This is a genomic window from Mucilaginibacter pallidiroseus (genome assembly GCF_007846085.1).
GTDB lineage: Bacteria > Bacteroidota > Bacteroidia > Sphingobacteriales > Sphingobacteriaceae > Mucilaginibacter > Mucilaginibacter pallidiroseus.
Window position 1 is genome coordinate 420,343 of record NZ_VOEJ01000003.1, and the last position, 21,342, is coordinate 441,684.

Below are 21,342 nucleotides of genomic sequence, written 5' to 3' on the forward strand. Positions count from 1 at the left end.
TTAAGCTGCTTAATCTTGCGTAATAGGCTCATGATGTGCGTGGCATGCTTCGGCACATTCCATACATGCTTTTGCACAATCCTGGCAGTGTTGATGCTGGTGTTTACTGCACTCGGCAGCGCAAAGGCGGCAAATTTCTTCGCATAAAAGCAGGTATTGGTGCGCAATAACCGAATTACGTTGTAGCAGTCGTGCAGCCTGGCTGCATATGTCAGCGCAATCGCGGTCAAGGGCTATGCAACCCGCCATCATTTTTACATCTTCCTCTTTAAGGCACTCGGTAGCGCAGTTTTCGCAAGCGGCAACACAGGTAAGCAGTTTCGAAATCAGCGCGGTATGATTATGGTTTTCCATGATATTGTCTTTTTAATTATCAATAACCGCAAGGCCGAAATGTTTTGAATAATTTATATCACATAAACCCATAGGCGGATCCAACCGGTAATACCCTTTCGCCAATATGCACCTGGTGCCGCTCGGCGCGGTCTACCTTCTCTTTGTTAACAACAATAGAGCGATGGATGCGCGTAAACTTGTTTGCGGGTAACATGGTTAGCGTTTCATTCATGGTTAGGCGGGATAAGATCTGCTTACCGTTGCTCATGTTAAAATTCATGTAGTTGCCGGCGCTTTCCAGGTACAAAATGTCGTCATATTTTATCCGAACCTGCTCATAGCCCGACTTGATAAAGATGCTGTCGGCGGCCTTGCTTGCTTGTGCCGAGCCCGGGCTTTTGAGATCGACTACCTTATTGCAGGCCTTCAAAAAACGTGGGAACGAAAACGGCTTAAGCAGATAGTCAACTGCATCAAGCTCATAACTTTCCACAGCATGTTCGGCATAGGCGGTTGTAAATATTACCGATGGTTTATTTTTAAGGCCCGCCATCAGCTCAAGGCCGCTTATGTCGGGCATTTTAATATCTAGAAACAATAAGTCTACCGGGTTTTGAGCAAGGTAAGCAATGGCTTTAAACGCATCCGTAAAACAAGCATCCAAAAATATAAATGGCACCTTTTCGGCGTGCGATCGTATTACTTCAAGTGCAAGCGGTTCATCGTCTATAGCTATCGCCCTAATCATTACAGGTATTTTTCAATTTGCTCATAAAGTTCGGCACGGTTACTTGGGCGCTTTGCATCGGCCTGCACAAGGTTACCCTGCTTGTCAAATATAAAATAAGTAGGGTAATAACGTGTGCCGCCCGCCGGCATCAGCTCATTCCAAAATGCTTGTATAGCTTGCGAACTTTTGCGCAGATGTACTCCGGTCATGCCATTTATCCTGATAAAATCGCGCCATTGGCTGTCTTTATCATCGGCATCCATATCCAGGTATATATAAGCAACATCCTTATTTTTAAAATGCTTCTTTAACTCAGGTACATATTTAAGCTCGTGTTTGCACGGGCCGCACCAGGTACCCCAAATATCAAGGTAAACTACTTTGCCCTTAAGCGTTTTTACCACATCATATATTGATGTTATGGTTTCATAATCATTGGCCACCACAATTTCTTTATTGGTCATGTTTTCGGCCAAGGCCTTTTCAAGCCTGTTAATCTTGGCTTCGAACTCTGGCAAATAGATGCTTTGCGGATAGTACCTTTTGAAATCAGTGTACAAAGGTTTCGCCTGATATAAGTCTTTGGTAAGGTACTTATCCTCTATGGCCTGCGCCAGCCAATTTTCGCCTTCTGCCTTACCAAATTGTTTGCGGGCAACCGTCCAATTAAGGTACTGCTTTCCTTTGTTTTTTATGATGCTATCACCTTCACGAATGGTAATGTCGAAGTATTTTATAAATGTTTTGGGATCCTTCAATGCGCCGAGGGGAAAACCTTTAATAGCCATTGTTTCCAGGTAGCTGATATAGCTGTTAGCAAAAGCATAATACTGCGGGCCGGCAGGTAAAACATTTGCATGCAGTTCCGCTCCTTTATAAACTTCTTCCACCAGCTCAAACACCTGCGGCCGCCCGGTAGCTAAGGTAGTCCTCGCAAAATCATTTAATTTAAGTATTGCGTTTGCACTTATTTCCTGGCTGATCAGGCGTTTATCAAAAGGCGATAAATCACTTGCCTGCACCCTATTTAAATTTTTATCGCGCATAGCAAACCATCTGCTAATCATTTGTTCTTTAAGCTGCGGTAGTGTAAGTTTTGAAAAGGTAGTATCCGTAAAAAAGAATGGTACTTCTTCAAAACCTAAAGACGATACAAATTGATTTTCTGCCCGGTAGCTACCCTTAAACCCTGCAATGGTGGTATCAGCTCCCTTGATGTTAAGGTAAAGCGATTTGCCGGGCGTTAACAGCAAGGTAAACATTTTTCGGTTGATGTTGATGGTGCCGAAGCGTTTGTTTTTGACAGCAATGATGCTGCTAAAACTGCCATTTTTATTTACCGCTATGCCAAAGGTATTTTCGGTATGGTAGCCGTACACAAACGGAATATTTATGTAAACCGAGTCGGGCATTTTGCCGCCTCTTATATCGCCGAATATTTTAAATTGTGCAAATGCAAGGCTTGCCGATACAAGCAGCCAGATTAATAATAGAAGGTGTTTCATGATAGTTGAAGGGTTAAGTGAACAAAAAATTCGCGGGTTGTTTGGCGTATAGTAAGCTCATGCTTTTGGGGGTATAGTAATTGCAATCGCTGTTTAACATTCTCGAGGCCAATGCCCGATTTGCCGCTTTCCGGGTCATTGTCGTTACGTGTTTGCAGGCTGTTAGTTACATCTAAAAGCAAAACCTCATTTTCAACCTGCAGGCTTATGTTAATGTGCGATGGATTTTTAAAGCTGATTCCATGTTTGTAGGAATTTTCTACAAAAGGGATTAATAACATAGGTGCTATTTGCAGCCCGTCGTCTACATCGGCAATATCTGCCGTAATTTTTATATCTGCAGATGGCGCTATTCGCAGGTTTTGCAGAGCAACGTAGTTGCGCAGGTATTCGATATCGCGAGCGAGCGATATCTTATCCTGATTGTTTTCATGCAGCATAAAGCGCATCATGTCGCCAAGCTTTTGTATGCCCTCGCCGGTTTTTTCTGCTTGCTCCATCAGCGCGGTGCCGTAAAGTGTGTTTAGCACATTAAAAAGAAAGTGAGGGTTGATTTGCGAACGCAGAAACTGCAGGTTAGCATCAGATGTGCCTAAAGCGGTTTGCAGCGAGGCAACCTCGCGGTAACCTTTGAGCCGGCTGCTATAAATCCACCATGATGCGGAAGAAACGATTAATGTTGGCAGCAACCAAACAAATACAATAAAGCCGGCAAAGGATAGATTATTGCGACCCTGCATCATGAACATGGTGGCGATAAAACTTAACAATGCCGAGCTGGCTAAAAGTTTAAGTATGTAAGCACTCATTTGCTTATCCCTGTAATATTGCGGAACAAGCAAATGCATATTAACAATGTAAATAAGCAGGCAAAGCGGCAGGCCAAAAAGGTACAAGGTGCCAAAGTTTAAAAAAAACCAATCGAGCTTTAATAAGTATATAGGTACAAGTATAATGAGCCATACAGCCGGGAGTACCACCAAGTCGCCCTTTAACTTTGCGGCAGGTGTTTGCGCCGCACTTTGGGTTTTATAAACCTGCCTTAACACGCGGCTTGCTAATACATAGGTAATACATACACCTATCAAGAAGGTAGCATGCGTTAAACCCCTGCTCATAAACTTGACGTTTGCGCTATAAGCGTTTGGGCTTGTGTTGTATATCCAGCTTCGTAAGTAGCTCTGGCATACCATTAATATAAGGCTGGCTATCACCCAATTTACCAGCAGAAAAACTATGGACGTATTTATCTTTTTTTTATCAAATAACAACGGCGCAACCAGGTAATTTATGAATAGGAATGTTGTATAAGTTATCCCATCTATCAGTAACCAGGGGAAAAAGAAGCCGAACGGCCCTTCGCCGATATCGGCCCGGTTTCCATATAATATCATTCCCCTGTTAATATCCGCTACTAAAAAAAGTGCAAACAGGCAGGTTGCTATTATAAACTCTATCTTATTATATTTCATGTGCTGTTGTATTATGGTACAATCATACTGAGCACGCGGTGGTTGTTAAAATAAATGTGACGAAGGCCTTAAAAAATGTGATGAGCTGCTTTTAAGTGCGCAATCATTATATTTATCTCGCGTATAAATCCGCCGTATCATGAAGAGAGTTTTAATTGCCGCCTTGGCACTGGTATCCTTTGCAGCTTCCGCACAAACCACTACAAATGCATTGGTAAGTAAAAAAGCCGACGCGCTCGAGCAAAAGCTGATAGCCTGGCGGAGGGATTTTCATGAGCATCCGGAGCTGGGCAACCGCGAGGTGCGCACATCGGGCATTATCGCCAAACATTTGCAGACATTGGGCATTGAGGTGCAAACAGGCGTTGCAAAAACCGGGGTAGTGGGTATTTTAAAAGGTGGCAAACCTGGCCCAGTAGTGGCATTGCGTGCCGATATGGACGGCCTGCCAGTAACGGAGCGTGTTAATCTGCCCTTTGCATCAAAAGTAAAAACCACTTATAACGACCAGGAAGTAGGCGTTATGCATGCCTGCGGGCACGACTCACACATGGCCATTTTAATGGCTGTGGCAGAGGTGTTGTCGTCTATGAAAAAGGATTTGCACGGAACCGTCAAGTTCATCTTTCAGCCGGCTGAGGAGGGTGCGCCCGCAGGCGAAAAAGGCGGCGCCGAAGAAATGGTAAAGCAAGGTGTGCTTGATAATCCTAAGGTTGATGTGATTTTTGGCTTACACATTAATTCACAAACCGAAGTTGGCAAAATTGTTTATCGGCCGGGTGGTACCATGGCCGGTGTGAGTGATCTGCAGATTACCGTAAAAGGGCGTTCGGCGCATGGTGCTTATCCATGGAGCAGTGTCGATCCTGTTGTGGTTTCGGCACAGATTATTACCGGCCTGCAAACCATTGTGAGCCGTAATGTAAACGTTACCGAAAACCCGGCGGTAGTGACTATCGGGGCCATAAAAGGCGGTACACGCTTTAACATCATCCCCGAAAATGTGGTTATGCAGGGCACCGTTCGTTATTTTACCGAAGCCGATCAAAAATTGATTTCCGAAAACGTTAAACGTATTGCCATAAAAACAGCCGAGGCTTACGGAGCGATTGCCGAAGTGCAGATCCCTTACAGCAATCAATATCCCCTAACTTTTAATGATGTTACACTAACCGAAAAAATGCTGCCTACGTTACAGGCAACCGCAGGCAAAGCAAATGTGCTGCTGCGACCGCCTGTAACCGGTGCCGAAGATTTTAGTTTTTTCCAGCAGAAGGTTCCCGGATTATTCTTCTTTTTAGGTGGTATGCCAAAGGGTGGGAACGCCATAACGGCACCGTCGCACCACACGCCCGATTTTTACCTTGACGAAAGCGGCTTTACCCTTGGCGTTAAAGCGTTATGTAATTTAACGTTGGATTATATGGCAAGTGGAAAGAACAAATAATATATCATCCCCTTGCCAAACCTACTTTTCATTTGCAGTAAAAACCAGTGGCGAAGCCCTACGGCTGAGTTACTGGTTAAAAATCATCAATACCATAATGCCCGGTCGGCTGGCACGACTGATAAGGCCCGGATAAAGTTAAATCAGAAAATGATTGATTGGGCCGATGTTATTTTCGTGATGGAAGGCAAGCATCGCGATATCATGAGGCAACGTTTCCGCATAGCGGAGAAACAAATAGCGGTCCTCCATATAGAAGACCGCTATCAGTTTAATGACCCAGAACTTGTTAGGATATTGCAGGTGAGCCTTTCCGATTGGCTTTAGTTTACTTTTCTAAACTCGTAAGCATCCTGCTCCACAAAGTCGGCCACTTTTACGCGCATGCCTGTAACCTTGCCATCTTTAACGCGGAACGGGAAGATAGCTTTGCCAAACACCGGGTCGGAAAAAGTTACATAAAACCTGTTGCCGCCAAGGGGCTGCATGCGTGCAAACATTTTTGGGTGATGCTCAAAACGGGCCTCAAGGTCGTTGCCATTATCGCCTCTTGTAATTTCAACGCTACCGTAGAGGTTGTTTATGTATTTGCCTGTGTAGTTATTCACAGATAGTTCAGGCTTTTTATTCATAAGCGTTGTATCACGCATTCTTTTATCACTGGCTTCAAATTGTGCTGTGTTACGTTTGTTATAGTTTAGGTAGGTGTCGTTATAGTGATAGTTTTTGTTTTTGAAATAAGCATCTAACAAATCCCAGCGCAGCGTGTCATAAAGTTCGTTTTGGTCGGTATTAGTCAAAATCACTATACCCAGCTTTTGATCGGGCACCAATGTTACCGATGATACGTAGCCGCTTACGCCGCCTGTGTGCATGATAAGCCTGTGTCCACCGTACTCTTGTATAAACCAGCCCAGCCCGTAAAGTGAAAATCCGGTTTCGCCGTTAAGCTGCTCGGTGCTGTTTACAAAATTCTGTGGCTGGCGGGTCGCGGCTATAGCTGCTGCAGGTATCACTTGCTTGCTGCCCACCTTTCCATCATTAAGCAGGGCCATCATCCATTTACCCATATCAGCAGCGGATGAGCTAATGGCTCCTGCAGGTGCCATATTATCCAGGTTGACATAAGGTATAGCCTGTAATCTGCCGTCAACCAGTGTGTGGGCAACCGTACGGTTCAGGGCTTTAGGCATTTCAGTAGTTAAAGCAATGGTATTGCTCATGCCGAGCGGCGCGAAAATGCTTTCTTTTAAATATACTTCCCATTGTTTACCTGTAACCCGCGGGATGATCTCGCCCGCTGTAAGGAACGCAGCGTTGGTGTAACCCCATTTTGTACGGAAAGGATACGTGGCTTTCATCTCACCCATTTTTTTGATGATCTCGTAACGGGCCAGGTTGCTGTTATAAAAAGTAAAATCACCCTGAAAGGTGCGGAAACCCAGGCGGTGACACAACAAATCTTTTATTATGGTCATTTGCCCGGCGGCCTGATTTTCTAATTTAAATTCGGGAATGTATTTGGTTACCTGGTCATCTAATGATAGCTTTTTTTCTGCCTGCAGCATAGCAAGGGCGGTAGCGGTAAATGCTTTGGTATTGCTGCCAATCATGAAAAGGGTGTTTTGATCAACTTTGTTCATCACCCCCAATTCCTTAATACCATAGCCCTTTTGCAGTACTATTTTACCATCCTTTACTATGCATATCGCCGCACCCGGCACACGCCAATTGGTTAAGGCGCGGTTCATATAAGCGTCCAGGCTATCGGTAATAAATTTACTCCTGTCGACCTTTTGGGCATTTACATTAACAAAGGCAAAAGTGAACAGGAGTAATAAGTGTATTTTTTTCATAGGTAATTCAAAAAAGGCTTTATAAATGGTAATTTACGCCAAAAATATAATCTCCACATTAAATATTGCAATGAATATTAAACACCAGCGCATCCGTTTGTTTGCCGCAGGCTTTTTTTGCCTGGCAGGCATTAATACAGCATCGGCGCAAATCCCCTCAACCCATTGGGCAAAAGATGGCTACCAGTATTACCGTGCGCAAGGCAGCTCAATTGTTTTGCTTGATGCACGCGATGCCGCAAAGAAAACCGAAATTGTAAGCCAGGCAGCACTAACGCCCACGGGCCAGAAAGCTTTGGCAGTTCGCCGGTTCTATTTCAGTGAGGATGGACAAAAGGTATTGATTTATACAAACAGCAAAAAGGTTTGGCGTTATAACACCCGCGGCGATTATTGGCTTTATGACTTGACTGCCAAAAAGCTCACTAAGTTGGGTGCAAAGTTCCCGGCATCATCCATGATGTTTGCAAAGTTTTCTCCCGATGCAAGTAAGGTTGCTTACGTAGTTAACCATAACATTTACGTAGAAAGCCTGGCAGACAACAATGTTACACAGCTTACTACTGATGGTACTACAAAGCTGATTAACGGTACGTTTGACTGGGCCTATGAGGAAGAGCTTTTTTGCCGCGACGGTTTTAGGTGGAGCCCCGACAGCAAGCAAGTTGCCTACTGGCAAATTGATGCAAGTAAAACCAAAAACTATTTAATGATAAACACTACCGATTCCATTTACCCATATGTGGTGCCCGTGGAGTACCCGGTAGCGGGCGAGCCGCCATCGCCGTTTAAAATTGGTGTGGTGCCGGTAACAGGCGGTGCAACCAAATGGATGGATATACCCACCGACCCCGTGCTGCAATCGTACGTGCCGCGTATGGAATGGGCTGCCAACAGCAATGAGCTGATTATTCAGCACCTGAACAGAGCGCAGAATCAAAGCGAACTGATGATGTGCAACGTGGCTACCGGCAAAGCAAAAACCATTTACAAGGAAAATGATGCGGCATGGATTGATGTATTGGCATCATGGGATGATGATTACTCGTACGGTGGCTGGGATTGGTTTAAAAAGGGCGCCGAGTTTTTATGGCCGAGTGAAAAGGATGGCTGGCGCCACCTGTACCGCATAAGCCGAGATGGTAAAAAAGAGAAACTGATAACCAAAGGAAATTATGATGTAATGGGCATTAACGCCATTGACGAGCAATCAGGCTACGTATACTTTATGGCATCGCCAACAAACGCTACACAAGCTTACCTGTACCGTACTAAACTTGATGGCAGCGGACAGGCCGAGCGCCTTAGCCCGGCCAACCAGGTAGGATCGCACGATTATGATGTATCGCCAAATGGCAAAGCTGCAACACACACCTTTTCCAACTACTATACACAGTATGTTAACGAGACGGTTTCACTGCCCGATCATAAAACCTTTAATGGCGATGAAAAAGTGAACAAAGCTATTGCTGCTGCCGATAAGAGTAAAAACAATGCCGAATACTTCAAGGTAAAAACTGCCGACGGTGTGGAGATGGACGGTTGGATGGTTAAGCCAAACAACTTCGACTCGAAAAAGAAATACCCTATTGTATTTTACGTATACAGCGAACCATGGGGCCAAACCGCTAAAGACCAATATGGCGCAACGTTCAACAACCTGTACAACGGCGATATGGCCGAAGATGGCTACATTTACGTATCTATGGATAACCGCGGTACACCAGTGCCAAAAGGACGTGCATGGCGCAAAGCCATTTACCAGGGTATAGGTACACTTAATATTCGTGATCAGGCTATGGCCGCGAAAGAGGTATTAAAAAACTCATTTGTTGATACTTCGCGCGTGGCGGTGTGGGGCTGGAGCGGCGGTGGTTCAACCACGCTTAACCTGATGTTCCAATATCCGGACATTTATAAAACCGGTATTGCCGTAGCTGCTGTTGGCAACCAGCTTACCTATGATAACATTTACCAGGAGCGCTATACAGGTGTACCGGTTAATGAAGCCGGCAAAGAAGCTTTCAGGAAAGGCTCGCCTATTACATATGCAAAAAATTTGAAGGGCAATTTGCTTTACATACACGGCACGGCCGATGATAACGTACACTACTCAAACGCCGAGCAATTAATAAACGAGCTGGTGAAATATAACCGACGATTTCAGTTAATGAGCTACCCTAACCGCACGCATAGTATATCTGAAGGCGAAGGTACAGCGGCTCACCTGCATCAGTTATATACAAACTATCTGCGCGCCAACTGCGCACCTGGAGCAAGGTAAAAAAGCAACCCCACAAAAAAGCCCTCTTGTCTTATCGATAAGGGGGCTTGTTTTTTAAGGTAATCAGGCGTTTTATTAAAACGGCAAGTCGTCTGCATCATTATTACGGAAACCGTCAGTATCAATTGTACGGCTTACCGGTTTGGGCTGTGTCTCGTTCTCAAAATCGGTTTTGCGGCCAAGCAGGGTAAAGTTTTCTGCAACTACTTCGGTAGTATACTTTTTAATACCTTCTTTGTCCTCAAAAGACCGCGTACGTAACTTTCCTTCAATATAAACTAATTTGCCCTTTTGTAAAAATTTTGCAGCTACATCAGCCAGTCCTCTCCACATTACAATATTGTGCCATTCAGTTTGCTCAACCTTACGGCCATCTTTATTAAATGTTTCTGATGTGGCTAACGGGAAGCTTGCAACAGCCACGCCCCCTTCCAAATGCCGCACCTCAGGGTCCTTACCTAAATGACCAACTAATATAACTTTATTAATTCCAGACATGCCATAAATTAACGGAGAATTATTTAGAAATTAAAAAAATCTTTTATAAATATAATAACGCCTTTTGGTATAGCCATTTTCTTAATATTGTCTATATCTGTATAGAACCATCCCGGCTGCAAATCTGCAGGCTTTTCCTTTATTATTAAAAACTGAATAAACAGCTGTTGATGCGTTAATACATGCTTTATAATACCCGAATGGCTTAATAAAGTTAAATTTTTGCCAAAAACTGCTGCCTCTGGTAAATGTAGTATTTCATTTGGTATTAATTGTTCAGTGGTTTCAATCATGGGTAGGTCGTACATATTTGCCCAAATGTCCTTATCGCCCCGTTTGTTCATTAATACTGTTTCGCCATCAGATATTAACAGATAGTTAAAATATCTTTTTTTAACCTTTACGTTTTTTAGTTTAACCGGAAGGCTGGTAGTGGCGTTTTGTTTGAATGCTATACAGTCTAAATGCACCGGGCAAATACCACAGGCCGGGTTTTTAGGTTTACAAAGCATTGCGCCAAACTCCATCATGGCCTGGTTATGCAAAGCGGGGCGGTTAACATCCAAAACTTCATCTGCAATTTGCTGAAAAGTTTTTTTGCCTTTGGGAGAGTTTATGGGCTCATCTATCCCATAATAGCGGGCCAGTACGCGGTAAACATTACCATCTACCACTGCTTTTGCCTCATTTGCCGAAAAGGAAGATATGGCTGCAGCAGTATACTCGCCAATGCCCTTAAGCTTGATAAGCTCTGTGTAACTGGTGGGGAAGATGCCATTGTAATCATTTAAAACCTGCCTGGCTGTTTTAAGCATGTTGCGCCCTCGCGAGTAATAGCCCAGGCCCTGCCAAAGGCGCAATACTTCATCCTCGGTGGCGGCTGCAAAATGGCTAACTGTAGGGTAATGAGCCGCAAAGCGCTCAAAATAAGGTAGGCCCTGCTCAACCCGCGTTTGCTGCAAAATAATTTCAGATAACCATATTATATAAGCTTCAGTAGTGTTTCGCCAGGGTAAATCGCGTTTGTTTTCCTGGTACCAGCTAATCAATCGGGCAGATAAATCCATCGTTGTACAAAGTAACGTCTTATCATCGCTGTATCATAATTTGGGTTTAAAAATGACCTTTGGCCCACGCCCGAAAAAAAAAAGATCAATTATTTTAATCTTTAATTTTAAACCGATACTTTTGCAACCCCAAAACAGTTAAGTAATTATACATTAAAATAAAAGAAAACAGGATATGACCAAGGCAGAAATTATAGCTGAAATCTCGTCAAAAACCGGAATAGAAAAAGTTGATGTGCAGGAAACTGTTGAGGCGTTTTTCAAAGTTGTAAAAACCTCAATGGTTGGTGGAGAAAACGTTTATGTAAGAGGTTTCGGTAGCTTTGTAGTTAAGAAAAGAGCTAAGAAAACTGCACGTAACATTTCAAAAAATACTGCCATTATTATCCCGGAGCATTTTGTGCCAAGCTTTAAACCGGCCAAAACATTTGTTGAGAAAGTACGCACAGGTAACAAAACAACTAAAGCAAGCAAATAAGCAGCATGAACAAGTCGCAAATAGCCACCATTGTAATAATATTAGTTGTTATGGGCTATTTGTATGCTTTACCTGTTAAAGGTTTAATAAAACCCAAACCGGAAAACACCACCGCCGCGGCAGCCACAGCTTCAAAAGCCGCTGTTACAGTAACTGTTGCAGATGTATCGGCCACGGCAAAACAGGCTTTAGAGACAACACCGGCCAAACAAATATCTGATCTTGAAGCGCAGCTTAGCAATGCCCCGGTTGGTGGCAAACTTGCTTTACAAAAACAGCTGGCAACAAAGTGGGATGAAGTAGGCCAGTTTGCCCCTGCAGCCTTTTATTATTTAGATATTGCACTTCAAAGCAATCAACTGGCTGACTGGTTAGATGCAGGTAAGCGCTTTAACTCGGCTTATAAAGTGAGCCAGGATACGGCCGCACAGGCTGCGTTTATTACAAATGCTGTAGAAGCGTTTGACCACGCAACCAAACTACAGCCAAACAACCTTGAGGCTAAAATGGGCTTGGGTATTGCTTACGTTAATGGTGGCGCCATGCCAATGCAAGGCATAGCACTATTGCTTGAAGTGGTTAAGCAGGAGCCTAAGAATCATGATGCCCTTTTAAACCTGGGTATGTTTTCCATGAAGAGTGGCCAGTATGACAAGGCGGTGCAAAGGTTTAAAACCATGGTAGCTATTAAAGAAGAGGTAGAGCCTTATTTTTACCTTGCCGAAAGCTACAAACAACTTGGGCAAAAAGAAGAAGCGATTGCAGCTTACGAAAAATGCAAAGAGTTAATGGGCGACCCGGTTGCTGGCCAGCGCATTGACGAGTATATAAAGGAATTAAAAAAATAAATCATTAACATTTAAAACTTATTATTATGCCAAGCGGTAAAAAACGTAAAAGACATAAAATGGCTACCCACAAACGCAAAAAACGTTTAAGAAAAAACAGACATAAGAAAAAATAAGATGCCCTAACCGGCATCTTATAAAATCCCGCCTGCGCGCGGGATTTTTATGTGTGTATTTTACCCACTTATTAACACGCGGCGTAGCAGCTATGCCGCTTAAAATGGAGTAGCAATTGATAAAAGAATTAATTATCGATTCATCCCCAAGCGGGGCTACTATTGCATTATTACAGGACAAACAACTTGTAGAACTCCATAAAGAGCAGATTACCAACAATTATACTGTTGGCGATATTTATTTGGGCCGCATTAAAAAAATAATGCCGAGCCTTAATGCTGCTTTTGTGGATGTAGGTTATGAGAAAGACGCCTTTTTGCATTACCTTGATTTGGGGCCGCAGGTACAAAGCCTGATTAAGCTAACCAAACAGGTACGTAGCGGGGGATACCAATCTAAGTTGTTAGATAACTTTAAGCTCGACGCTGATATAAATAAAAGCGGTAAGGTTTCTGAAGTTTTATCTAAGGGCCAGTTAGTACCCGTTCAAATTGCAAAAGAGCCGATATCTACCAAGGGGCCGCGCTTAAGCTCCGACCTTTCAATTGCAGGCCGTTATGTGGTGCTTGTTCCTTTCTCTGAGGTTATATCTATCTCGAAAAAGATCAAGAGCAACACAGAACGTGCCCGTTTGCGTAAGGTAGTGGAGAGCATTAAGCCAAAGCATTTTGGTGTGATTATCCGTACGGTGTCTGAGGGCAAGGGTGTGCACGAGTTGCAGAAAGACCTTCTCGACCTGATATCCAAATGGGAAACATTTGTTACCAAGCTGCACGGTACCGAACCTTCAAAAAAGGTTTTGGGCGAAATTGGCCGTACATCAACCATTCTGAGAGATATTTTAAACCCTGACTTTCAGCACATTTATGTGAATGAACAGGGAATGTATGAGGAAGTAAAGTCATACATACACGAGATATCTCCCGATCTGGAAAACATTGTACGCCTGCACAAGGGTAAAGAGACTATTTTTGAGCACCATGGTGTTGAAAAGCAAATCAAATCTACCTTTGGTAAAACTGTTAACCTTGCCGGTGGTGCCTATCTTGTTATTGAACATACCGAGGCACTGCATGTTATTGACGTTAACAGCGGTAACCGTACGGCCAACAAGGAAAACCAGGAAGAGAATGCTTTCCAGGTAAATAAAGAAGCTGCGCGCGAAATTGCCCGGCAATTGCGCCTGCGCGACATGGGTGGTATAGTGGTTGTTGATTTTATTGACATGCACAAGCCGACCAATCGCAAGGAGCTTTTTGATTACCTGAAGGCCGAGATGGCACATGACAGGGCGAAGCATACTATTTTGCCACCAAGCAAATTTGGCTTGGTGCAGATAACACGCCAGCGTGTGCGCCCCGAAATGAACATCGTAACAACCGAAGTTTGCCCAACCTGCCACGGCACAGGCACTATAAGGCCAACCATTTTGCTGCTGGATGATATTGAAAACAATTTCAATTACATACTTGACGAGCAGAACGAGAAAAATATTACGCTTTGCGTACATCCGTACATCGAGGCTTACATCAAGAAAGGTATTTATACCCGCCAGATGAAATGGTATTTTAAGTATGGCCAGTGGATTAAGGTTAAAAATAACCCTTCTTACCAGATAACCGAGTTCAGGTTTTTCTCGAGTAAGGACGAAGAAATAAAGCTATAGTAGACGTGCAATTTGCACATGAATGAAAAGGGCCGGTATCAGGAAGATGCTGGCCCTTTTTGTAAACTCACTTTGCGATCATTTCTGCATCCGTAACAAGCCATCATTAGTTATGGTCCATGTTTTTCCGTCGGCATCGCTAATGGTGGCGAGGTACTGATGTTTCGATCCGTCAACAGCCAAGGTGTTTTTAATGCCTTTAATTATTGCCTCGGCAGAAGTTATGCCCAAGTCTGCAAGACTGTTTGCATAAGTGTTATGCTGCTGGCGATACTTTTGCTGGCTGTAATATACCAACCATAGGTATTGCTTTTGCAAATCAGCATAGGGCACTTTAAAGCTGATGCCGCCGGCCGACTTATTTTTTGTAAACTGCAGGTATCCCCAGCGTTCGGGCGCATGCATACTGATAATGCCAGGTGCCGACCATACCCAGTTACGCTCGGGCAGGTTGTTGCCTTTAGCATCTTTTTGCTTAACGTATTTACCGTTCTTTACATCGGTATCCCACTCTACTCGCGAAAAATTGATGCGCCACACTGTGCCTTCTGCTGGTGCACCGCTGCCAAAGCCCATCTTGATGTTACTGAAAGGTATTTTAAACTCGGCTGTCCAACCTATGTCTTTATCGTTAGGATTATTTAATGTTCCTTGCAGCTGTACAGCGTTTTGCATCCCGGCAGCGTCCCAGCTTATCAGCGCGTCACCTTTGTCGCGATAAGGCTTGGGCAGGAATAAGTCAAAAATCTTGTTCCGCTGGTTGATCTCGATCTCAAAGTAATCGCGGGCGTCATTGTCAGGATCAATAAATATCTCGAAATCGTTGTCCTGAAAAATTACCTGGTCGTGCTTGGTAAGGTTTGCCCATAAGTGCGGTTCCTGCATTTTAACGGCAAGGTACAGGCAGCTATCGCCCCAAAGCATTTTCATCCTGGTGCTTAAATGTGGCTTTGGTTTTAAATCGCCCTCAATGTCAACAAACTCATCTGTCCAGGCGGCTTGCTGCCATACCTGGTCATTTATGTTGCCGTCAATCTTAGGCGCTGCTGCCGTGTAGGTAACTACGTAATTTTTGGGTATTGTAAAGAGGTGGGGCATTGCCTTAAAGGCATCCTGGGCGTTTGCATAATACCCAGCTAGTGATAGCAGAGCTGCCAAAAGGTTTCTTTTTATAGTCACGGCCTAAATATAGTAATCAGGTAATGAAGCCCGCTAAATGGTATAAAAAAAGAATTGTAATTCCTTACTATAAAATATCATTTATCTTTAGTTCGTGTTTGATTACAAAGTAAAAGCCCATTTGAATTCAATAATTGACCGGGCTGCATCATATGGATTAACATCTGTTGATGTAGATTATGCAACAGATTTTTTGGCGGCACATGAATTTCTATTGTGTCTAGACCATATCGTTACCCAGCTGTTTGAGTATAATATTTCAGTTGACGATCAGTTCTTCATAGATATAGAGCACGTAGCTCATATAGTTGGTATGCCCGAAGATGATTATAGCCACATTAAGTCTCTCATCAAGCATATTCAATAAAGCTAACTTTATTAGCAAATGTCTGCCTTAATGGTTAGCTTTGTTGTATAAGCATAATTGCTTGCTGATAAATAAATGGCTAAAACCAAAATCGCATATTTTTGCCAAAGCTGTGGCTTCGAGTCGCCAAAGTGGTTGGGCAAATGCCCAAGCTGCCAGCAATGGAACACTTTTGTTGAGGAAATCCTCGAAAAACCCAATGCATCTGTACCTACCTGGAAAGCTAGCCCCCCAACATCCCAGCGTGCAAACAAACCGGTACCGGTGTCAGAAATTACTTTCAAAGAAGAGCATCGATTGCTTACGCCTGATAAGGAATTTAACCGCGTACTTGGCGGCGGAATAGTTGCCGGCTCATTAGTGCTTATAGGCGGTGAACCGGGTATAGGTAAATCTACCCTGATGCTGCAGCTTGCGCTTAACATGCCAAATATAAAAGTGCTGTATGTATCGGGCGAGGAAAGCGATCATCAGATTAAAATGCGCGCGGAGCGATTAAGCCCTCAGGAGCCCCCTAACCCCCTGAAGGGGCAACAAAATCAAGAGCTCCCCCTTCAGGGGGCGGGGGGGGCTGGAACTTGCTTCATCCTTTGCGAAACGTCCACACAAAACATTTTTAAGCAGATTGAGGAGCTTGAGCCTGATTTGGTTGTTATAGATTCGATACAAACGCTGCACTCGGCACACATTGAGTCTACGACGGGCAGTGTGTCACAAGTGCGTGAGTGTACCGCCGAGCTGTTGCGTTTTGCCAAAGAAACCTCTACCCCGGTATTCTTAATTGGCCATATTACTAAAGATGGTATGATAGCGGGGCCAAAGATACTGGAGCATATGGTTGATACCGTGCTGCAGTTTGAAGGCGACAGGCACCACGTTTACCGCATTTTACGCACTATAAAAAACCGCTTCGGTTCAGCTTCAGAACTTGGCATTTATGAAATGCTTGGCGAGGGCCTGCGAGAAGTATCAAATCCCTCCGAGATTTTGTTATCACAGCGGGATGAGCCTTTAAGCGGTATCACCATTTCGGCCACGCTGGAGGGTATGCGCCCTATGCTGATAGAAACGCAGGCCCTGGTAAGTGCATCGCCCTACGGCACCCCGCAACGTACCGCTACAGGCTTTGATACCAAACGGATGAGTATGCTTTTGGCCGTGCTCGAAAAGCGCTGCGGCTTTCGCTTAGGGGCTAAAGATGTGTTCCTGAATATTACCGGCGGCATCCGCGTGGAGGATCCTGCTATCGATTTAGGGCTTGCGGCAGCCATCATATCATCGCATGAAGATATACCCATCCCGGCCAAAACCTGCTTTGCTGGGGAGATCGGTCTGTCAGGCGAGATACGTGCAGTTAACCGCGTAGAGCAGCGCATAGCCGAAGCGCAGAAACTGGGATTTGAGCAGATATTTATTTCGAAATACAATATGCCATCCGCAGGGAAAGACAAAACAAGGCTCGATCTTTCGCGCTATACCATCGATGTAAAGCCTGTTGGACGGATAGAAGAAGTTTTTGGATTACTATTTGGATAAAGACTATTAAAAAAAAGAAACGGCGCGATGATTATCGCGCCGTTTCTTTTTGTGGTTACAAACATCTTATTTCTGCCTGAACCAAACCTGCACTGGGGAGCCGGATAATTCGAAGTTATCGCGTAGCTGGTTTTCAATAAATCGGTAGTAAGGCTCTTTTACATACTGCGGCAAATTGCAGAAGAATGCGAACATGGGCGATGTTCCGTTGATTTGCGTAACGTATTTGATTTTTACGTATTTACCTTTTATTGAAGGTGGCGGATATTTTTCAATTATCGGCAACATCACCTCGTTAAGCTTTGATGTGGATATTTTACGCGCGCGGTTCTCATAAACCTTATTAGCAGTTTCGATAACCCTAAGCACGCGTTGCTTTTCGGTAACGGATGTGAACACAATAGGCACATCAGTAAATGGTGCAATTTTCTCGCGGATTTGTTCTTCAAAAACCTTAACGGTTTTGTTATTCTTTTCAATCAAATCCCACTTGTTAACCACAATCACAATGCCTTTTTTATTCTTTTCGGCCAGGTGGAAGATATTCATATCCTGCCCCTCGAAGCCTTCGGTAGCATCTATCATTAGGATGATAACATCTGCCTCTTCTAAAGCCTTGATGGTGCGCATTACCGAGTAAAACTCGATGTTCTCTTTTACCTTGGTTTTTTTACGCAGTCCCGCAGTATCAATCAGCATAAAATCATGACCATACTGATTGTAATGGATATGGATCGAATCGCGGGTGGTACCGGCAATAGGTGTTACTATGTTACGGTCGGTACCAATAAGTGAGTTTATGATGGATGACTTGCCCACATTAGGGCGGCCAACAATGGCATACTTAGGGCGGCTGGCTTCTTCAGGATCTTCTTCCTCAAAATGTTTCACCACTTCATCCAGTAACTCGCCCGTGCCCGAGCCTGTCATTGATGATATGGTGTAAATTTCGCCGAGGCCAAGGCTGTAAAATTCGGTAGCATCGCTTACCTGCGCATTGTTGTCAAGCTTGTTTACTACAACAAACACAGGCTTGGTGCTACGGCGTAAAAGGGTGGCTATCTCGTCGTCAAGGTCGGTAATGCCGGTGGTAACATCTACCAGGAAAAGTATAACCGAAGCCTCTTCAATTGCTATGATAACCTGCTCACGAATGGCCGCCTCAAAAACATCAGTAGAGTTTGCTACATAACCGCCGGTATCGATAACGGTAAACTTTTTGTCGACCCACTCAGATACACCATAGTGCCTGTCGCGGGTAACGCCGCTAAAATCGTCAACAATGGCTTTGCGGCTTTCTGTTAAACGGTTATATAAAGTGCTTTTGCCAACGTTGGGCCTGCCTACTATAGCTACTATGTTACTCATTTTTTTAGATATGAGATGTGAGACATGAGATGTGAGACAGGCAATTAAGTCTGTTCAAATCAAAGCTACATCTAAATTAATTGTTTTTGGGATACTGATGCTGCATTATCTGAAATCTTACATCTCATATCTCAAATCTATACTACTATTCGTACCCGAATTTTTTCAGGTAATTTTTTTTGCTGCGCCAGTCGGGTATAACCTTTACGAACATTTCGAGGAAAATTTTTCGCTGAAAAAATTCTTCCATATCGCGGCGGGCATAGGTGCCTACAATCTTCAGCATTTCGCCCTTGTTGCCAATAATGATATTCTTTTGTGATTCGCGCTCGACTATAATTTCAGCACTGATGCGATGTAAGGTATCGCCCTCAATAAAGGCGGTTACAATAACCTCGGTGCTGTACGGAATCTCTTTTTTGTATTGTTTAAAAACCTGCGCACGGATCATTTCTGATGCAAAGAATCGGTCGTTACGGTCGGTAAGTGCATCCTTGTCATAATAGGCCGGGTGCTCGGGCAGGTTCTCTAACACAAAATCCATCACGGCTTTTATGTTATGATCATGCAGGGCAGATATAGCAAAAACCACTTTAGGGTTTAATTGTTCGTTCCAGTACTCGGCTTTCTTCTTAACATCTTCCTCGTTGCTTTTGTCAATCTTGTTGATAAGCACGGCAAGCGGCGCGGTTGAACCCTGTAATTTTTTTAACACATCCTGCTCGTCGTATTCTTCGTTAATATCGGTGACCAGCAAAATCAGGTCGGCGTCTACTATTGAGCCTTCAACTTGATGCATCATGCTTTCGTGCAGCGCGTAATGCGGTTTAATGATGCCCGGGGTGTCCGAAAAAACGATCTGGTAATCATCGCTGTTTACAATACCGAGTATACGATGACGTGTAGTTTGTGCTTTTGGCGTAATGATGGACATTTTTTCGCCCACCAAAGCATTCATAAGGGTTGACTTACCCGCATTGGGTTTACCAATTATGCTAACAAAACCTGCCTTATGTGCCATAAAAAATTATTTAAAAATATTTTTGGACTGCAAAGAAACGAATTATATCTTTGCAGTCCAATTAAAACGGAAAGCAAATTGCTTTTTGCCAAATTGAAAAACGTTTTGAGGTTATGACCGAAACGGAAAAATACCAATAAAAGATAGTGCGGGATGGAGCAGTTGGTAGCTCGTCGGGCTCATAACCCGAAGGTCATAGGTTCGAGTCCTGTTCCCGCTACCAAAATCAAAAGGCCTTAAGTCGTTTAGATTTGAGGCCTTTTAAATTTTACAAAGCAGGATATTTTACCTGCAAAACAAAGTTCTTTTAACAAGGACAAAACATTTCGGAGTTATGCCCGTTATGTATTATATCAAACGCAGTGCGGGATGGAGCAGTTGGTAGCTCGTCGGGCTCATAACCCGAAGGTCATAGGTTCGAGTCCTGTTCCCGCTACCGAAAATTAAAAGCCTCAAGTCGAAAGATTTGAGGCTTTTTTGTATTTGAAATATTTCGTAATGGAACTATTTTTTCACCTTAAAATCGGTGATTGTTTTACCATCATACCGATGTACGCCGTCGAAATCGCCAAACCAAATATTTCCTTTATCGTCTTCCAGTATTCCAAAAATTATTGGTTTGTATGCTACTTCGGTTACTGTTGGCTTTTTAGTATATAAAGTATTGGCATCGTAACGCGAAAGCGCCCATGCTGCTTTGTTATCATTTTTATAAGTCGGAAGATTGTTATATAAATTGTCAGCTCTTTCCGAGCTGGTCCAGATGTTTCCTGCCTTGTCTTGATACACATAGCCAACAAACTTTTTTGTGATATTCATTATGGTATTTCCGTCGTAACGCCAAAGTCCATCGGCCCCGCCTATCCAGATGTTTCCTTTTTTATCTTCAATAACAGAGCGGATGTTTTTAAACGGCCGACCATTATGGTTAAAGGCAACGAAGCTTTTTCCATTAAAGCGAAACATACCGCCGGCTCCAACCCAAAGCGTACCGTGTTTATCTTCAATAATGGTTGTAACACCGTAAAGGTGTTTGGCGTGTTTTGTATTTGCAGCAAAATCCTTATAAATGCCATTGTTTTTTAAGATGTACCGATCATACGTGTGGCCGTTGTAGCGCGTTATTCCACTGGCACCGCCAAGCCAAATATTTCCTTTATAATCTTCAAAAATTGCACCTGCCCCATTGTCAAGAAGGCCATCGTTTGATGTAAGTTTTTCAAAATACTTACCATCATAGCGGTATGTTCCTGCATTAACAGATCCAAACCAAAAGTTGCCCTTCCTGTCTTGTAAAATTGAAAAGAACCGAGCCGAAGTTACCTTAGCTGTAATATTCGTAAAATATTTGCCATCGTATTTATAAACACCACCGAATGTTGCCATCCAAATGTTGCCTTTTTTATCTTGTATAATGTTGCGGGTAATGCGGTTTGGGCCCTGCATCGTACGTGTCGCGAAACTTGAAGAATCAATAAGGACTTTTTTAGCTTGTGGCTGTTGTGTACAGGCAACGCTTAAAAGTGTGATTAGGGGGAGGATGTATATATATAAGTATTTAGCCATT

General features: G+C 43.6%; 19 protein-coding genes and 2 tRNA genes. 10 read left to right on the forward strand and 11 right to left on the reverse strand.

Annotated features, from left to right (window positions below; genetic code table 11):
- Positions 1-9 precede the first annotated feature (9 nt).
- From FPZ43_RS08840 to FPZ43_RS08855, 4 genes are read right to left on the reverse strand one after another with little or no spacing between them, the layout of a single operon-like run.
- Positions 10-354, reverse strand: coding sequence for a four-helix bundle copper-binding protein (locus FPZ43_RS08840; RefSeq protein ID WP_146381503.1), 345 nt, complete (start codon positions 352-354; stop codon positions 10-12).
- Between the two features lie 58 nt (positions 355-412).
- Positions 413-1,084 carry a LytR/AlgR family response regulator transcription factor gene (locus FPZ43_RS08845; RefSeq protein WP_222430952.1) on the reverse strand — a complete coding sequence of 224 codons (672 nt, stop codon included), beginning with the start codon at positions 1,082-1,084 and terminating at the stop codon, positions 413-415.
- Positions 1,084-2,571 (reverse strand): TlpA family protein disulfide reductase, encoded by a 1,488-nt coding sequence (locus FPZ43_RS08850; protein ID WP_146381504.1) that lies wholly within the window; start codon positions 2,569-2,571, stop codon positions 1,084-1,086. The genes FPZ43_RS08845 and FPZ43_RS08850 overlap by 1 nt, the downstream gene beginning before the upstream one ends.
- A complete protein-coding gene (locus FPZ43_RS08855; protein WP_146381505.1) occupies positions 2,568-4,043 on the reverse strand; it encodes a sensor histidine kinase in 1,476 nt (491 codons plus the stop codon). Before FPZ43_RS08855 ends, FPZ43_RS08850 begins: the two co-directional genes overlap by 4 nt.
- Before the next feature lie 139 nt (positions 4,044-4,182).
- Here FPZ43_RS08855 and FPZ43_RS08860 point away from each other — a divergent pair, with 139 nt between their 5' ends.
- Together FPZ43_RS08860 and FPZ43_RS08865 are read left to right on the forward strand one after the other, a co-directional pair.
- Positions 4,183-5,490, forward strand: coding sequence for an amidohydrolase (locus tag FPZ43_RS08860; RefSeq protein WP_186461790.1), 1,308 nt, complete (start codon positions 4,183-4,185; stop codon positions 5,488-5,490).
- Positions 5,491-5,502: 12 nt separating this feature from the next.
- On the forward strand, positions 5,503-5,817 hold the full coding sequence (locus FPZ43_RS08865) for a low molecular weight protein tyrosine phosphatase family protein (protein WP_146381507.1): 315 nt from the start codon (positions 5,503-5,505) through the stop codon (positions 5,815-5,817).
- On the opposite strand, the gene FPZ43_RS08870 is transcribed toward FPZ43_RS08865, so the two are convergent.
- Positions 5,814-7,346, reverse strand: a complete 1,533-nt coding sequence (locus FPZ43_RS08870; RefSeq protein WP_146381508.1) for a serine hydrolase — start codon at positions 7,344-7,346, stop codon at positions 5,814-5,816. The genes FPZ43_RS08865 and FPZ43_RS08870 overlap by 4 nt on opposite strands.
- Before the next feature lie 70 nt (positions 7,347-7,416).
- On the opposite strand from FPZ43_RS08870, the gene FPZ43_RS08875 reads away from it, so the two are divergent.
- Entirely contained in the window at positions 7,417-9,630 is a 2,214-nt protein-coding gene (locus FPZ43_RS08875; RefSeq protein ID WP_146381509.1) for a S9 family peptidase, read from the forward strand.
- A 75-nt stretch (positions 9,631-9,705) separates the two neighbouring features.
- On the opposite strand, the gene FPZ43_RS08880 is transcribed toward FPZ43_RS08875, so the two are convergent.
- Together FPZ43_RS08880 and mutY are read right to left on the reverse strand one after the other, a co-directional pair.
- A complete protein-coding gene (locus FPZ43_RS08880) occupies positions 9,706-10,128 on the reverse strand; it encodes a single-stranded DNA-binding protein (RefSeq protein ID WP_261381037.1) in 423 nt (140 codons plus the stop codon).
- Positions 10,129-10,151: 23 nt separating this feature from the next.
- A complete protein-coding gene (gene mutY / locus FPZ43_RS08885) occupies positions 10,152-11,195 on the reverse strand; it encodes an A/G-specific adenine glycosylase (RefSeq protein ID WP_146381510.1) in 1,044 nt (347 codons plus the stop codon).
- Positions 11,196-11,370: 175 nt separating this feature from the next.
- Between mutY and FPZ43_RS08890 the strand changes: the two genes are divergently transcribed.
- The 3 genes from FPZ43_RS08890 to FPZ43_RS08900 all read left to right on the forward strand — a co-directional run bounded on the left by FPZ43_RS08890 (position 11,371) and on the right by FPZ43_RS08900 (position 14,304).
- Positions 11,371-11,673: an HU family DNA-binding protein gene (locus tag FPZ43_RS08890; RefSeq protein ID WP_146381511.1), complete on the forward strand. Its 303-nt coding sequence runs from the start codon at positions 11,371-11,373 to the stop codon at positions 11,671-11,673.
- A 5-nt stretch (positions 11,674-11,678) separates the two neighbouring features.
- Positions 11,679-12,521 (forward strand): tetratricopeptide repeat protein, encoded by an 843-nt coding sequence (locus FPZ43_RS08895; protein WP_146381512.1) that lies wholly within the window; start codon positions 11,679-11,681, stop codon positions 12,519-12,521.
- Positions 12,522-12,753: 232 nt separating this feature from the next.
- Positions 12,754-14,304, forward strand: a complete 1,551-nt coding sequence (locus FPZ43_RS08900) for an Rne/Rng family ribonuclease (protein WP_146381513.1) — start codon at positions 12,754-12,756, stop codon at positions 14,302-14,304.
- Between the two features lie 78 nt (positions 14,305-14,382).
- Here the strand turns inward: FPZ43_RS08900 and FPZ43_RS08905 are convergent, their stop codons facing one another.
- On the reverse strand, positions 14,383-15,402 hold the full coding sequence (locus tag FPZ43_RS08905) for a carbohydrate-binding family 9-like protein (RefSeq protein WP_186461791.1): 1,020 nt from the start codon (positions 15,400-15,402) through the stop codon (positions 14,383-14,385).
- 175 nt (positions 15,403-15,577) lie between these two features.
- Between FPZ43_RS08905 and FPZ43_RS08910 the strand changes: the two genes are divergently transcribed.
- Complete coding sequence (locus tag FPZ43_RS08910) at positions 15,578-15,850, forward strand: hypothetical protein (protein WP_146381515.1); 273 nt, start codon at positions 15,578-15,580, stop codon at positions 15,848-15,850.
- Positions 15,851-15,925: 75 nt separating this feature from the next.
- Positions 15,926-17,386 carry a DNA repair protein RadA gene (radA, locus tag FPZ43_RS08915; RefSeq protein WP_146381516.1) on the forward strand — a complete coding sequence of 487 codons (1,461 nt, stop codon included), beginning with the start codon at positions 15,926-15,928 and terminating at the stop codon, positions 17,384-17,386.
- A 66-nt stretch (positions 17,387-17,452) separates the two neighbouring features.
- Here the strand turns inward: radA and der are convergent, their stop codons facing one another.
- A complete protein-coding gene (der, locus tag FPZ43_RS08920) occupies positions 17,453-18,754 on the reverse strand; it encodes a ribosome biogenesis GTPase Der (protein ID WP_146381517.1) in 1,302 nt (433 codons plus the stop codon).
- A 145-nt stretch (positions 18,755-18,899) separates the two neighbouring features.
- Positions 18,900-19,775: a GTPase Era gene (gene era, locus FPZ43_RS08925; protein WP_146381518.1), complete on the reverse strand. Its 876-nt coding sequence runs from the start codon at positions 19,773-19,775 to the stop codon at positions 18,900-18,902.
- Positions 19,776-19,922: 147 nt separating this feature from the next.
- Here era and FPZ43_RS08930 point away from each other — a divergent pair.
- Positions 19,923-19,998: transfer RNA gene (locus FPZ43_RS08930), tRNA-Met, on the forward strand.
- Positions 19,999-20,138: 140 nt separating this feature from the next.
- A tRNA-Met gene (locus FPZ43_RS08935) sits at positions 20,139-20,211 on the forward strand.
- A 68-nt stretch (positions 20,212-20,279) separates the two neighbouring features.
- Here FPZ43_RS08935 and FPZ43_RS08940 read toward each other — a convergent pair.
- Positions 20,280-21,341: a ligand-binding sensor domain-containing protein gene (locus FPZ43_RS08940; protein WP_146381519.1), complete on the reverse strand. Its 1,062-nt coding sequence runs from the start codon at positions 21,339-21,341 to the stop codon at positions 20,280-20,282.
- Position 21,342 lies beyond the last annotated feature (1 nt).

What these genes read in the sequence shown, in the direction of transcription:
- FPZ43_RS08840 (WP_146381503.1), bottom strand. Translation starts at nt 354, where the DNA reads ATGGAAAACCATAATCATACCGCGCTGATTTCGAAACTGCTTACCTGT.
- FPZ43_RS08845 (WP_222430952.1), bottom strand. Translation starts at nt 1,084, where the DNA reads ATGATTAGGGCGATAGCTATAGACGATGAACCGCTTGCACTTGAAGTA.
- FPZ43_RS08850 (WP_146381504.1), bottom strand. Translation starts at nt 2,571, where the DNA reads ATGAAACACCTTCTATTATTAATCTGGCTGCTTGTATCGGCAAGCCTT.
- FPZ43_RS08855 (WP_146381505.1), bottom strand. Translation starts at nt 4,043, where the DNA reads ATGAAATATAATAAGATAGAGTTTATAATAGCAACCTGCCTGTTTGCA.
- FPZ43_RS08860 (WP_186461790.1), top strand. Translation starts at nt 4,183, where the DNA reads ATGAAGAGAGTTTTAATTGCCGCCTTGGCACTGGTATCCTTTGCAGCT.
- FPZ43_RS08870 (WP_146381508.1), bottom strand. Translation starts at nt 7,346, where the DNA reads ATGAAAAAAATACACTTATTACTCCTGTTCACTTTTGCCTTTGTTAAT.
- FPZ43_RS08875 (WP_146381509.1), top strand. Translation starts at nt 7,417, where the DNA reads ATGAATATTAAACACCAGCGCATCCGTTTGTTTGCCGCAGGCTTTTTT.
- FPZ43_RS08880 (WP_261381037.1), bottom strand. Translation starts at nt 10,128, where the DNA reads ATGTCTGGAATTAATAAAGTTATATTAGTTGGTCATTTAGGTAAGGAC.
- mutY (WP_146381510.1), bottom strand. Translation starts at nt 11,195, where the DNA reads ATGGATTTATCTGCCCGATTGATTAGCTGGTACCAGGAAAACAAACGC.
- FPZ43_RS08890 (WP_146381511.1), top strand. Translation starts at nt 11,371, where the DNA reads ATGACCAAGGCAGAAATTATAGCTGAAATCTCGTCAAAAACCGGAATA.
- FPZ43_RS08895 (WP_146381512.1), top strand. Translation starts at nt 11,679, where the DNA reads ATGAACAAGTCGCAAATAGCCACCATTGTAATAATATTAGTTGTTATG.
- FPZ43_RS08905 (WP_186461791.1), bottom strand. Translation starts at nt 15,402, where the DNA reads ATGCCCCACCTCTTTACAATACCCAAAAATTACGTAGTTACCTACACG.
- radA (WP_146381516.1), top strand. Translation starts at nt 15,926, where the DNA reads ATGGCTAAAACCAAAATCGCATATTTTTGCCAAAGCTGTGGCTTCGAG.
- der (WP_146381517.1), bottom strand. Translation starts at nt 18,754, where the DNA reads ATGAGTAACATAGTAGCTATAGTAGGCAGGCCCAACGTTGGCAAAAGC.
- era (WP_146381518.1), bottom strand. Translation starts at nt 19,775, where the DNA reads ATGGCACATAAGGCAGGTTTTGTTAGCATAATTGGTAAACCCAATGCG.
- FPZ43_RS08940 (WP_146381519.1), bottom strand. Translation starts at nt 21,341, where the DNA reads ATGGCTAAATACTTATATATATACATCCTCCCCCTAATCACACTTTTA.